General features: G+C 61.0%; 5 protein-coding genes, 3 tRNA genes and 4 rRNA genes. 5 read left to right on the forward strand and 7 right to left on the reverse strand.

Annotated elements, in window-relative coordinates; all coding sequences use genetic code 11:
* The first annotated feature begins 20 nt into the window (after positions 1–20).
* From MTBUT4_RS03480 to MTBUT4_RS03500, 5 genes are all read left to right on the forward strand, one after another.
* Complete coding sequence (locus MTBUT4_RS03480) at positions 21–2,795, forward strand: DEAD/DEAH box helicase (RefSeq protein ID WP_173978274.1); 2,775 nt, start codon at positions 21–23, stop codon at positions 2,793–2,795.
* A gap of 81 nt (positions 2,796–2,876) precedes the next feature.
* On the forward strand, positions 2,877–3,968 hold the full coding sequence (locus MTBUT4_RS03485) for a type IV toxin-antitoxin system AbiEi family antitoxin (RefSeq protein ID WP_173978275.1): 1,092 nt from the start codon (positions 2,877–2,879) through the stop codon (positions 3,966–3,968).
* Positions 3,968–4,873 (forward strand): antitoxin, encoded by a 906-nt coding sequence (locus tag MTBUT4_RS03490; RefSeq protein ID WP_173978276.1) that lies wholly within the window; start codon positions 3,968–3,970, stop codon positions 4,871–4,873. The genes MTBUT4_RS03485 and MTBUT4_RS03490 overlap by 1 nt, the downstream gene beginning before the upstream one ends.
* Entirely contained in the window at positions 4,870–6,825 is a 1,956-nt protein-coding gene (gene pglZ, locus MTBUT4_RS03495; protein WP_173978277.1) for a BREX-3 system phosphatase PglZ, read from the forward strand. Before MTBUT4_RS03490 ends, pglZ begins: the two co-directional genes overlap by 4 nt.
* Position 6,826: 1 nt before the next feature.
* The gene (locus MTBUT4_RS03500) at positions 6,827–7,567 is read left to right on the forward strand and encodes a hypothetical protein (RefSeq protein ID WP_173978278.1); all 741 of its coding nucleotides are present in this window, start codon (positions 6,827–6,829) and stop codon (positions 7,565–7,567) included.
* Between the two features lie 130 nt (positions 7,568–7,697).
* On the opposite strand, the gene MTBUT4_RS03505 is transcribed toward MTBUT4_RS03500, so the two are convergent.
* The 7 genes from MTBUT4_RS03505 to MTBUT4_RS03535 all read right to left on the reverse strand — a co-directional run bounded on the left by MTBUT4_RS03505 (position 7,698) and on the right by MTBUT4_RS03535 (position 13,404).
* A tRNA-Met gene (locus tag MTBUT4_RS03505) sits at positions 7,698–7,774 on the reverse strand.
* 71 nt (positions 7,775–7,845) lie between these two features.
* A 5S ribosomal RNA gene (gene rrf / locus MTBUT4_RS03510) occupies positions 7,846–7,960 on the reverse strand.
* A 76-nt stretch (positions 7,961–8,036) separates the two neighbouring features.
* Positions 8,037–8,151 (reverse strand): 5S ribosomal RNA (rrf, locus tag MTBUT4_RS03515).
* A gap of 174 nt (positions 8,152–8,325) precedes the next feature.
* Positions 8,326–11,065: ribosomal RNA gene (locus MTBUT4_RS03520) — 23S ribosomal RNA — on the reverse strand.
* A gap of 338 nt (positions 11,066–11,403) precedes the next feature.
* Positions 11,404–11,479: transfer RNA gene (locus MTBUT4_RS03525), tRNA-Ala, on the reverse strand.
* A 165-nt stretch (positions 11,480–11,644) separates the two neighbouring features.
* A tRNA-Ile gene (locus MTBUT4_RS03530) sits at positions 11,645–11,721 on the reverse strand.
* A gap of 197 nt (positions 11,722–11,918) precedes the next feature.
* A 16S ribosomal RNA gene (locus MTBUT4_RS03535) occupies positions 11,919–13,404 on the reverse strand.
* Together the 16S, 23S and 5S rRNA genes with 3 tRNA genes alongside form the textbook arrangement of a ribosomal RNA operon.
* Between the last annotated feature and the right edge of the window lie 256 nt (positions 13,405–13,660).

Here is a 13,660-nt window from a genome sequence, read left to right on the forward strand (position 1 = left end):
CCCCACAGGATCACGGGATAATGGTCGAAACCGGGGCATGGCGCTGGAGCACGGACTATCGGCAGGTTTGCCGGGTCATCGAGAGCGAGACCCTGTGGGGCAAGACCTTCTGCCGCATCTGGCTGACCGGACGGGATGCCGTGGTTCGGGTGGCGGCCGAGAGCCTGGAGCCGCTCGACCGGCCAAATTCGGCCGATGCCGACCGCATCACCTATCTGGCCTCGGCGGCGCGGGTGTCCGAGGCGGTGGAGCACGACACCCTGCTGGCGCCCATCGCCGCCTCGGTGGTGCCGCTGCCGCACCAGATCAAGGCGCTGTCCCGCGCGGTCGCCGATGACCGCATCCGCTATCTGCTGGCCGATGAAGTCGGCCTCGGCAAGACCATCGAGGCAGGGCTCATCATCCGCGAACTGAAATTGCGCGGGCGGGTGAAGCGGGTGTTGGTGCTGGCGCCCAAGGGCCTGGTCACCCAATGGGTGGCCGAGATGAAGACCCACTTCGACGAGGACTTCCACCTTCTGCTGCCCAACGACTTCCCCGCCTACCGGCGCATCACCGGCCAGGACAATATCTGGGCGGCGTTCGATCAGGCCATCGTACCCATGGACTCGGTCAAGCCGCTGGACAAACGGCGCGGCTGGAGCCGGGACCGCGTCGCCGAGTTCAATCGCGACCGCTTCAACGACCTGATCTCCGTGGGCTGGGATCTGGTCATCGTCGACGAATCCCACCGCCTGGGCGGCAGCACCGATCAAGTGGCCCGGTTCCGGCTGGGCCAGGGGCTGGCCGAGGCCGCCCCCTATCTGCTGCTGCTATCGGCGACGCCGCACCAGGGCAAGACCGACAACTTCCACCGGCTGATCTCGTTGCTGGACGCCAAGGCGTTTCCCAACGAGGGCAGCGTGACGCGGGACCGGGTGGCGCCCTATGTCATCCGCACAGAGAAGCGCAACGCCGTCGATGGCGACGGCAAGCCGCTGTTTCGCCCGCGCCGCACCCAGTTGCTGCCGGTGGAATGGCAACCCCGCCACGAACTGCAGCGTCAGCTCTACGACGCCGTCACCGATTATGTCCGCTTTGGCTACAACCAGGCGCTCAAGCAGAAGAAGCGGCACATCAGCTTCCTGATGATCCTGATGCAGCGGCTGGTGACATCCTCCACCGCCGCCATCCGCGCCACCCTGGAACGCCGGCTGGAGGTACTAGCCGCCCCCGACGACCAGTTGTCGCTGTTCCCCATGGACGAGGACGATTTCGCCGACATCGACGCCCAGGAGGCGCTGGATGCGCTGATTCAGGTTCGCTCGGCCAACCGCAACGAGAAGGCAGAGATCCAGACTCTGCTGGATCTGGCCAAGCGCACCGAGATGAACGGCTCCGACGTCAAGGCCGAGGCGCTGCTCGACACAATCTACCGGCTTCAGCAGGAAGAGGCCGACCCGTCGCTCAAGGTGCTGATCTTCACCGAGTTCGTGCCCACCCAGGCCATGCTCGCCGCCATCCTGGGGCAGCAGGGCTTCGATGTCGTCACCCTCAACGGCTCCATGGACATGGACGAGCGCAAGGATGTGCAGCGGGCCTTCGCCGAACGCGCCCGCGTGCTGATCTCGACCGATGCCGGCGGCGAGGGCTTGAACCTGCAATTCGCCCATGTCGTCATCAACTTCGACATGCCGTGGAGCCCGACCCGGCTGGAACAGCGCATCGGCCGCGTCGATCGTATCGGCCAGAAGCACACCGTCCGCGCCTTGAACTTCACCCTCAAGGACACGGTGGAGGCCCGGGTCCAGGAGGTGCTGGAGGAAAAGCTCGCCGTCATCCTCGACGAATTCGGCGTCGACAAGGCCGGCGACGTGCTGGATTCGTCGCGGGCGGATCGGCTGTTCGACGACATGTATGTCGAGGCGGTACTGGCCCCCGATCAGCTCGACAGGCTGGTGGACGGGCTGGTGGATCAGGTGCGCGGCGATGCCCAGGCCGGCCGCAGCGCCGCCTCCATTCTGGGCGACAGCCAGGATATCGATCCAGGCGAAGCGCGGCGGATGATGGAGCACCCCCTGCCCCACTGGGTGGAGCGGATGACCGTCGGCTATTTGCGCTCCCAGGGCGGCACCGCCGACGGCGACAGCCGGGCCTGGCGGCTGACCTGGCCCGAAGGCGAGGTCTGGAGCAAGGTCGCCTTCACGCCGGTAACCGCCGAGACACCCTCGGATCTCCTGCATGTCGGCCTCGAAAGCGAACGCATCCGCGGCCTGTCCATGGGCCTGCCGCGATTCGCCGAGGGGCAGCCCATTCCGATCATCCAGCTTCCCGGCATGTCCGGGGACATCCACGGCGTCTGGTCGCTATGGCGGGTGTCGGTTCAGGCGCTGGACTGGAAGCGCCAGCGGATCGTCCCGCTGTTCGTTCACCACGATGGCCGCGTGCTCGGCCCCACCGCCCGCCACCTGTGGGACCGGCTGCTGACCGACGAGGTATCGGTGGTGGGCTATGTCGACAACTCCGATATCGAGGAGCTGATGCGGCGGTCGCGCCGCGAGGCGGAGACGCACGGCCGGCCGGTCTACGATGAACTCCTTGCCGCCCATCGCGCCCGTCTCGACAAGGAAGCGGCGAGGAACGAATATTCCTTCGCCGCGCGCCGGAAAGCCATCGACGCCATTGGTTTGCCACAGGTCAAGGCCCACCGGCTTGCCGCCTTCGAGCAGGAGCAAGCCACCTGGCACCAGACCCTGGCCGACATGCGCCAGGTGGTGCCGTCGCTCGACCCCTTGCTGGTGGTCCGGCTGGGGTGACGGCGGCATATTTGCTGAACAGCAAATATCGACGTGAGGCCGAATATGTGGTAGAAGGCGCATGTTTGCTGGACAGGAAATATGCCCCAGGACACCAAATTTGATGATGCGCTGATCGACGCTTTCGTGGCGGCCCTGCGGCAGGTGCCCGGCACGGCGGCGCACTTGGCCGCGCCCGATGTCATGGCCCGTCCCAATGCGCGATTCGACTTCCTAGTGGAGGTTGAAATCGCCGACAAGCCGCTCTTGATCGTGGTCGAGGCCAAGCAGGAGGCTTTCCCGCGCGACGTTCGCGAAGCCGTTTGGCAATTGGAGGCTTCGGCGAAGACCCTCGCCGCGACGGAAACGCGCCATATCCAGCCGTTCCTGATCGCCGAGGCGATTTCACCGGGCGCGCGAGTGACGTTGCGCGACCGTGGCGTCGGCTATTTCGACAAAAGCGGCAGCCTGTATGTGCCCGCCCCAGGCGCGTTCGTGTATGTCGACCGCCCCCAGCCCAAGGGCAAACGCCGCGCGCTCGGGTCGCTCTTCTACGGCCGGAAGGCGCAGGTGCTCATGGCCGTCTTCGAGCGGCGGGCGGAATGGCTGAGCGTCAAGGAGGTTGCCGACGCCAGCGGCGTGTCGCCACCGACCGTGTCCCAGACCCTCACCGACCTTGAGCGTCGCGAATGGATGGAAACGCAGGGAAGCGGCCCCGCCAAGGTCCGGCGGCTCAGCGATGCCCGGGCCATGGTCAATGCCTGGGTCCGCCACATCTCGGAGCAGAAGCCGCTTCGGCTCCGTCGCTACTACGTTCCGGCCTCGGGGAAGGAGCTTGTGCGGTACGTGGCGGAAGCCTGCCAGACCCATGCCGTCGAATACGCAGTGACCGGCGAGGCGGCGGCCCAGATATATTCGCCATACCTCACCAACATCTCCCAGATCATCTGCCGTGTGCGGCCCGATGCCGATCTCCAATGCGCGCTTGAAATGATGGACGCCCGGCCGGTCCATGAAGGCTGGAATCTAGGCCTTCATGAGGTAAAAACGCCTGAGGATTTCCGAAACCTCCAAGAAATCGACCAGATCCGCGTGGCGAATCCCCTGCAGGTCTACCTCGATCTGCTGATACAGGGGAGCGGACGGTCCAAGGACATGGCCGAACACTTCCGCCATGAAAAGCTAGGTGTCTGATGATCAAGCCCACGACGATGAACGGATACAGCTCGCCGGTCACGGACGCCTGTGAAAGGGTGCTGGTCACGCTCCTCCGCGGTCTCGGGCCCTACAAGAATTCGATCTATCTGGTGGGCGGACTGGCCCCGCGCTATCTGGTGCGCGCGCGCCCCCCAACGGTTCCGCCCCATGCCGGTACCGGCGATATCGACGTCGTCGTCGATCTGTCGATCCTCGCCGACACCGAGGCGTACAGCACGCTCGAAGACAATCTGCGGAGAATGAACTTCGAGCGCGCCACCAACGAGAAAGGCCAGAAACTGAGCTGGCGGTGGCAGACGAAGGTGGACGAACGCACGACCCTCGTCATCGAATTCCTGGCCGATGCGCCGGATGGCGCCGCCGGCCGCCTTCAGCCGCTGCCGACGGAAGGAAACATCTCGGCAATCAACATCCCGCACTCCTCCATGGTGTTCGATCTCCACGAGGATGTGCCGGTCACCGCCGAACTTCTTGGCGGCAACGGGCTGGCGACCGAAACTGTACAGTATGCCGATGTGGTCAGCTTCACCTGCCTGAAGGCGTTCGCCTTCGACCAACGGGCGGAGCGCAAGGACGCCCACGACCTGGTCTATTGCCTGGAGCACGCCGAGGCCGGCATCGACGCCATCGTGGGGCAATTCCTCAATGCCCAGGCCACAAGACACCGCGATACCATCGGCGAGGCGCTTGGTATTCTTGCCCGGCACTTTTGTGACGATGAGACTGGAGAAGGGTACCGGAAGGACGGGCCCGTCGCCGTTGCTCGGTTCGAAGCGGACACTGACGACGAGGGCGACCGTGATCGCCGGGTTTTGCGACAACGCCAAGCCAGCGACATCGTCGGCAGGCTTGTGTCCCGTCTGAAGAGGTCACCGTCATGACCTGGGTGGAGGCCGTCACCAAGGGCCTGAATCCCGACGTCGCTCCCCTGGTGGTGGCGCTGGACCCGGATCGCCTGCTGACCGAGGAGGCAGTCCAGGCGGCCATCCGCGACCGTGGCTACAACGTGCTCGAACTCGACGACGAAATGGCGTTCCGCCTCACCTTCGAGACCACGGTCCGCGATCACGCCGACCAGCCGCTGCTGGTCATCCATTTTGGCGAGCGACGAGAGGACGTGCCCTTTGACCTGCTGATGGCGGCGACCGTCGTCGAGCCGAGCCTGACGTCGCTGTTCCAGAACCTCAGCGCGCCGGTGATCCGGGCCATTGAGCGCGGCGATCTGCCCGCTCTGTTCGAGGCTCAGCAACGAGAGAAGCCGAGCCGGATGAATGACCCGGAGACCAAGAAGTTCATCCTTCTCCATGTGTACGGCCTGGTGCCCGAGGTACTGCGGACGCCCACCGACCTTCTCCGGGAACTTCTACGCCTGCATTATGGTACCCGCATCCTGCCAGCGGCTCTCGCCGCCTGGCTGGTGGAGCGCCTGAAGGCGTCGACTGTGCTGGCCGACTGGCCGCTCGACGACCTCTTCTCGGACCGCCAGCGGTTTCTGACCTTCCTGCAGGATCGTTGGCCTGGGTTCCTCTACAGGTCGGCCAACATTCCCCTTCCCGCCGACGTCGCCGCCCTTTTGCCCGAGGTTCCCTTCGGCCACCCCGACGTCCGCGTCACCATCGACACGCTCTTTGTTGAAGGCGGATTGACACCGGTCCCGTTCGGCCATGCCGACGCGATCACGGACGACTGGGTCCGGGCCGGCATCACCGGGGGTGGCGGAGCAGCCATCGGGGAGCGTCTCGCCAAGCTGTTGGAGATCCTAAGCGGCGATGTACCCCCCGAGGATTGCCGATACCGCATCTGGCTGTCCTTCGCCCAGCGCTGGGCGGAAGCATCCGTGCTGTGGCATCGCCTCGATGCCTCAGGGCAAGCCGAGCTGGCACCGCGGTATCGGGCGTTGCAGGCAGAGGTCGATCGGTCGTTCGCTGCCTGGCTGGACAGGCGATACTCTGGGCTGCACAGCCAACCGCCGACCCCGCCGGTCATGCTGCACCACGTCCCCCGCGCCATGGCGCGGGTGCTGGAGGACGGCAAGGCAGGGAAGGTGGCCCTGGTCGTGGTCGATGGCTTGGCGCTGGACCAGTGGCTCATCCTCCGCCCGAGCCTGACGGCGCAGGTGCCCCACATCGTCATCCAGGACGATGCCGTATTCGCCTGGGTGCCAACCCTCACTTCGGTCAGTCGGCAGGCCGTGTTCTCCGGCAAGCCGCCGGTGCAGTTCGGCAAACACATCGGCACCACGTCCAGGGAGGCATCCCAATGGGCGCAGTTCTGGGCCGATCAGGGATTCACGGGGCGGCAGGTTGAGTATCGCAAGGGGCTTGGAGATTTCGGTGATCTATGCACAGTAGAGGATCTCATTTCATTGTCGCAAATCCGTGTTCTTGGATTGGTCGTAGATAAGATTGATAGAATCATGCATGGCATGGAATTGGGCATGAGCGGCATGCATAGCCAAGTTGCTCTTTGGTCGGAGACCGGCTATCTATCTCGCCTTGTCGCGACACTGGTTAATGGCGGGTTCACTATTTTCCTTACATCAGACCACGGCAATATCGAAGCCAGCGGGATCGGGCGTCCAGCCGAAGGCTCGAACGCCGAAGAACGCGGGGAGCGAGTGCGTACCTACACGACGCAGGTCCAGCGCCGGCAGGTCAAGGACACATTTCCATCAGCAATCGAATGGCCTCCCATTGGCCTTCCGGCGGATTACCTGCCGCTGCTGGCCACTGGAAGGGAAGCCTTCATTACTCCGGGCAAGAGCGTCGTCGGCCATGGCGGGGCCTCGCTGGAGGAGGTCGTAGTTCCACTGGTGAAGATTGAGAGGGCATAGGTTGGCGCCCTCTCCCGAAATCGGGTTCAGCCAGCGCATCAAGCTGGAATGGATGGACGCAACCGCCCGGATGGTCGCAGACGGCAAAGCCGATGCCGAGATTGTCGCGGCGCTACGGGACATGCTGCAGGACCAGTTATCGGTCGGGCAGAATCCCGAGCGCGGAAACCGCGAAAAGGCCATCACCATCCTGCTGAAGACTTGGGCGCGGGTTCCCGCCGAACTGGTGCCGTTCCGCGACCACGGCCTGCGCCTGCTCCAGCATTTGCCGCCCGAACACCATGTCGCGATCCACTGGGCCAGTGCCATGGCGGCCTACCCCTTCTTCGGAGAGGTGGCTCAGACCATCGGACGCCTTCTTCGTCTTCAAGACAATATCTCGGCGCCCCAGATGCAGCGCCGGCTGAAAGAGCGGTTTGGCGAAAGGGAAACGGTCGCCAGGGCGGCTCGGCGCATTCAGCGAACGTTCGTCGACTGGGGAGTTCTGCGCGAGTCTGGAGCCAAAGGCACATACTTGCCATCGCCCCCCATCCGCTTGGCTGATCCCGAGTTGCTCGCCTGGATGGCCGAGGCGGCAATTCGCGCGTCGGAGGGGCGGATGAAACCCGTCGAGGAGATTCGGCAGAGCCTTGCCTTTTTCCCATTCGACGTCAGCGGGATCGACATCACCACGCTGCCGTCAAACGATGCCCTCGATGTCTTCAGGCAGGGGGTCGATGAGCACTGGGCTAGGCTGCGATGAAGGCCAGGGGATTTCGCACTCCCTCGCAAGGGTTTTCGCGCTCTTGCTACCACAGTGCTACCACGGGATCGACCGGATGGTGACGGCACGAATCAAAAAGCCCGCAAGTGTTTGAACTTGCGGGCTAATTTGGTTGCGGGGGCAGGATTTGAACCTGCGACCTTCAGGTTATGAGCCTGACGAGCTACCGGGCTGCTCCACCCCGCGGAAATGTATAAGCGCAGGCTTTTGGGGCCTGCGCTTTTGGATCGTGGATAGGTTTTGCATTTCCTTGGAAGACCTGGCAGCGACCTACTCTCCCGTGCCTTGAGACACAGTACCATTGGCGCTGGGGGCTTTCACGTCCGAGTTCGGGATGGGATCGGGTGTAGGTCCCCCGCTATGACCACCAGGTCGTCGAAGGAAACGTTTTTTTCTGATCTTTCTGGTATCGCGCACCTGATACACGGCTGCGACNTTTCCTTGGAAGACCTGGCAGCGACCTACTCTCCCGTGCCTTGAGACACAGTACCATTGGCGCTGGGGGCTTTCACGTCCGAGTTCGGGATGGGATCGGGTGTAGGTCCCCCGCTATGACCACCAGGTCGTCGAAGGAAACGTTTTTTTCTGATCTTTCTGGTATCGCGCACCTGATACACGGCTGCGACTGCAGCCGCGCGGCTTGCGCCGCGGGAGCCAAGGACTTCGGAGAAGTCCGCCCGGCGCCTGAGGGCACATGAAGTTCAAGCGTTCAGCTTGGGCTTGCCGCTGGGTGGGGCGGGATCAAGCCGATCGAGCGATTAGTATGGCTTAGCTTCACGTGTTGCCACGCTTCCACATGCCACCTATCGACGTGATGGTCTATCACGGCTCTGATAGGGAAACCTGGTTTTGAGGGGAGCTTCCCGCTTAGATGCTTTCAGCGGTTATCTCGTCCGCACGTAGCTACCCGGCAATGCCGCTGGCGCGACAACCGGTACACCAGAGGTGCGTCCATCCCGGTCCTCTCGTACTAGGGACAGGTCCTCTCAAGTTTCCGACACCCATGGTAGATAGGGACCGAACTGTCTCACGACGTTCTAAACCCAGCTCACGTACCACTTTAATCGGCGAACAGCCGAACCCTTGGGACCTGCTCCAGCCCCAGGATGTGATGAGCCGACATCGAGGTGCCAAACCTCCCCGTCGATGTGGACTCTTGGGGGAGATCAGCCTGTTATCCCCGGCGTACCTTTTATCCGTTGAGCGATGGCCCTTCCACGCGGGACCACCGGATCACTATGACCGACTTTCGTCTCTGCTCGGCTTGTGGGCCTCGCAGTCAGGCGAGCTTATGCCATTGCACTCAGCGACCGATTTCCGACCGGCCTGAGCTCACCATCGCGCGCCTCCGTTACTCTTTGGGAGGCGACCGCCCCAGTCAAACTACCCGCCATGCAGGGTCCCGGCCCCGGGTTCACGGGGCGCGGTTAGATACCAGGAAACAGAAGGGTGGTATTTCAAGGATGGCTCCACACCGGCTGGCGCCGATGCTTCAAAGCCTCCCACCTATCCTACACATCCATTCCCTAGTACCACTGCAAAGCTGTAGTAAAGGTGCACGGGGTCTTTCCGTCTAGCCACGGGTACTCCGCATCTTCACGGAGAATTCAATTTCGCTGAGTTGGTGTTGGAGACAGCGGGGAAGTCGTTACGCCATTCGTGCAGGTCGGAACTTACCCGACAAGGAATTTCGCTACCTTAGGACCGTTATAGTTACGGCCGCCGTTTACCGGGGCTTCAATTCAGAGCTTGCACCCCTCCTTTTAACCTTCCGGCACCGGGCAGGCGTCAGACCCTATACGTCGTCTTTAGACTTCGCAGAGCCCTGTGTTTTTAGTAAACAGTCGCCACCCCCTGGTCTGTGCCACCCCCAAATGCTTGCGCATATGAGGGTACCCCTTATCCCGAAGTTACGGGGTCAATTTGCCTAGTTCCTTCAACACCATTCTCTCAAGCGCCTTGGTATGCTCTACCAGTCCACCTGTGTCGGTTTCGGGTACGGTCTATACGCTGGCGTTATTTCCCGGACCCTCTTCGCTGCACCCTCAATCCGATAAGAGGATACAACTTACGAAGGTCGTCACGTCCAGCAGGCCCTGGAATATTAACCAGGTTCCCATCGACTACGCCTTTCGGCCTCGCCTTAGGGGCCGGCTCACCCTGCGCGGATTAGCCTTGCGCAGGAACCCTTGGACTTTCGGCGAGAGTGTTTCTCACACTCTTTGTCGCTACTCATGTCAGCATTCTCGCTTCCGATACCTCCATCGCAGCTCACGCGTACGACTTCACAGGCTTACGGAACGCTCCGCTACCGCTCGATTTCTCGAGCCCGCAGCTTCGGTACGTGGCTTGAGCCCCGGTACATCTTCGGCGCAGGACTGCTATTAGACCAGTGAGCTATTACGCTTTCTTTAAAGGATGGCTGCTTCTAAGCCAACCTCCTGGTTGTTTTGGCCTTCCCACATCCTTTCCCACTTAGCCACGATTTGGGGACCTTAGCTGGCGGTCTGGGCTGTTTCCCTCTCGACGACGGACCTTAGCACCCGCCGTCTGTCTGCCGGATAGTACTCGCCGGTATTCGGAGTTTGGTTAGGTTTGGTAGGTCTTTGGGACCCCCTAGCCCATCCAGTGCTCTACCCCCGGCGGTATTCGTCCGACGCGCTACCTAAATAGCTTTCGCGGAGAACCAGCTATTTCCGAGTTTGATTGGCCTTTCACCCCTAGTCACAGATCATCCCCGACTTTTTCAACAGGCGTGGGTTCGGTCCTCCAGTGGGTGTTACCCCACCTTCAACCTGTCCATGACTAGATCACCCGGTTTCGGGTCTAACGCATGCAACTCGGCGCCCTATTCAGACTCGCTTTCGCTACGCCTACACCTACCGGCTTAAGCTTGCTGCATACGCTAACTCGCTGACCCATTATACAAAAGGTACGCCGTCACCCCTCAAGGAGGCTCCGACTGCTTGTAGGCATTCCGTTTCAGGATCTCTTTCACTCCCCTCGTCGGGGTGCTTTTCACCTTTCCCTCACGGTACTTGTTCGCTATCGGTCACTGAGGAGTACTTAGCCTTGGAGGGTGGTCCCCCCACGTTCAGACAGGATTTCACGTGTCCCGCCTTACTCGAGGCTGATGCTCGGTTTACTCCTACGGGGCTGTCACCCGCTATGGCCCGACTTTCCAGACGGTTCGGATTATGTAAGCACCAGCACTGGGCTGGTCCGCGTTCGCTCGCCACTACTAGCGGAGTCTCGGTTGATGTCCTTTCCTCCGGGTACTTAGATGTTTCAGTTCCCCGGGTTCGCCTCCCAAGCCTATGGATTCAGCTTGGGATCACCTTACGGTGGGGTTTCCCCATTCGGAGATCGTCGGATCAAAGCTTGCTCGCAGCTCCCCGACGCTTTTCGCAGCGTGCCACGTCCTTCATCGCCTCTCAGTGCCAAGGCATCCACGAAATGCCCTTATGACGCTTGATACCGTCCCAACCAGGGGCAAGCCCAAGATCGGAACGCTTAGAACTTCAGCGATACCACTGCGTGGTTTGGCCGTCGGCCGGCCCGTTGCCGGCTTCGCCGGCATTCATAACGAATGCATGCGAAGCATGCCGGGCCCGCTCAGGCGCCGCGCGGGCTTTGGAAAAAAGCGCGCGCAACCACACAGCACAGATCAGAAAAACCTATTCACGATGACAAAGAGCGTGCCCCAAAAAATCGGGGACGTCTTCGACACGAAGTCGACGACAAGGAAGTATCCTCTTCCACTCGATGATGCACTCGGTCGCCCGGAACCCGGAAACTGCCCATACCCAGAAAACTGGTGGAGCCAGTCGGGATCGAACCGACGACCTCAAGCTTGCAAAGCTAGCGCTCTCCCAACTGAGCTATGGCCCCGCTCCGAAAGCGGCAAGGGTGAGAAAACCACAGAGACACAGAGGCACAGAGGAAATCACAGAGAGCAACAAGAGAAATTCCTATTTCTCTGTGCCTTCTCTGTGTCTCTGTGTCTCTGTGGTGAATGCCCCGTGGAAACCACCACCGCCGCAGGCCGGAAAAGCATGGTGGGCCCGGAAGGATTTGAACCTTCGACCCCACGCTTATCAAGCGTGTGCTCTGACCAGCTGAGCTACAGGCCCCCGTCCTGTCGCAGACAGGCCAAGCTTTCTTGCCTGTCGAAGACAGGCCAAGTTCATCTTGTCCTGTCGAAGACAGGCCAAGTTTATCTTGGGTCTTGCAAACATCATCGAGGAAGGGATGCGGAGACGGCGCCAGACCGTGTTTGAAGGCAAGTCCGGGAAGCGTTTCGGAGAAAACGCAATCCAGGTCTTCCTTGAAAGGAGGTGATCCAGCCGCAGGTTCCCCTACGGCTACCTTGTTACGACTTCACCCCAGTCGCTGACCTTACCGTGGTCGGCTGCCTCCTTGCGGTTAGCTCACCGGCTTCGGGTAAAACCAACTCCCATGGTGTGACGGGCGGTGTGTACAAGGCCCGGGAACGTATTCACCGTGGCATGCTGATCCACGATTACTAGCGATTCCGACTTCATGCTCTCGAGTTGCAGAGAACAATCCGAACTGAGACGGTTTTTAGGGATTAGCACACTCTCGCGAGTTAGCGACCCACTGTCACCGCCATTGTAGCACGTGTGTAGCCCAGCCCGTAAGGGCCATGAGGACTTGACGTCATCCCCACCTTCCTCCGGCTTGTCACCGGCAGTTTCTTCAGAGTGCCCAACCAAATGATGGCAACTGAAGATGAGGGTTGCGCTCGTTGCGGGACTTAACCCAACATCTCACGACACGAGCTGACGACAGCCATGCAGCACCTGTGTGGAACCCACCCGAAGTGAAGGACCCGATCTCTCAGGCCCATAGTTCCCATGTCAAAGGCTGGTAAGGTTCTGCGCGTTGCTTCGAATTAAACCACATGCTCCACCGCTTGTGCGGGCCCCCGTCAATTCCTTTGAGTTTTAACCTTGCGGCCGTACTCCCCAGGCGGAGTGCTTAACGCGTTAGCTGCGACACTGAGGTGCAAGCACCCCAACATCTAGCACTCATCGTTTACGGCGTGGACTACCAGGGTATCTAATCCTGTTTGCTCCCCACGCTTTCGCACATGAGCGTCAATCGACGGCCAGGTAGTCGCCTTCGCCACTGGTGTTCTTCCGAATATCTACGAATTTCACCTCTACACTCGGAATTCCACTACCCTCTCCGTGATTCAAGCTTGGCAGTATCAAAAGCAGTTCCCAGGTTGAGCCCGGGGCTTTCACTTCTGACTAACCAAACCGCCTGCGTGCGCTTTACGCCCAGTAATTCCGAACAACGCTAGCCCCCTTCGTATTACCGCGGCTGCTGGCACGAAGTTAGCCGGGGCTTCTTCTCACGCTACCGTCATCATCGTCGCGTGCGAAAGAGCTTTACAACCCTAAGGCCTTCATCACTCACGCGGCATGGCTGGATCAGGCTTGCGCCCATTGTCCAATATTCCCCACTGCTGCCTCCCGTAGGAGTCTGGGCCGTGTCTCAGTCCCAGTGTGGCTGATCATCCTCTCAGACCAGCTACCGATCGTCGCCTTGGTGAGCCTTTACCTCACCAACTAGCTAATCGGACGCGGGCCAATCTCTCGGCGATGAATCTTTCCCCCGAAGGGCGTATGCGGTATTAGCTCCAGTTTCCCGGAGTTATCCCCCACCGAAAGGTATGTTCCCACGTGTTACTCACCCGTGCGCCACTATGCCCGAAGGCATCGTTCGACTTGCATGTGTTAAGCCTGCCGCCAGCGTTCGTTCTGAGCCAGGATCAAACTCTCAAGTTGACTTCCGACTACCCCGAAGGGCACCGGAACAGAGCTCGTCCAAAGCATTAACGCAATCTAGCAAGAATGCGCTCAGCTTGCGAACGAGTCCGATACCGGACCGACGCCGCCTGCGCATCCCTTCCTAATCGTCTTCACTTGTCAAAGAGCAGAGGCCGAAACCCCGTCAGGACCCCCGGAAAATCCCGGAAATCAAGCCCCCCGCTTTCGGGGAGGCCGGCTTATATCAAAACCGCCGGCAAGCCGTCAACACCTT

Origin of the sequence: Magnetospirillum sp. UT-4, from assembly GCF_902729435.1 — a bacterium.
Lineage (GTDB): Bacteria > Pseudomonadota > Alphaproteobacteria > Rhodospirillales > Magnetospirillaceae > Magnetospirillum.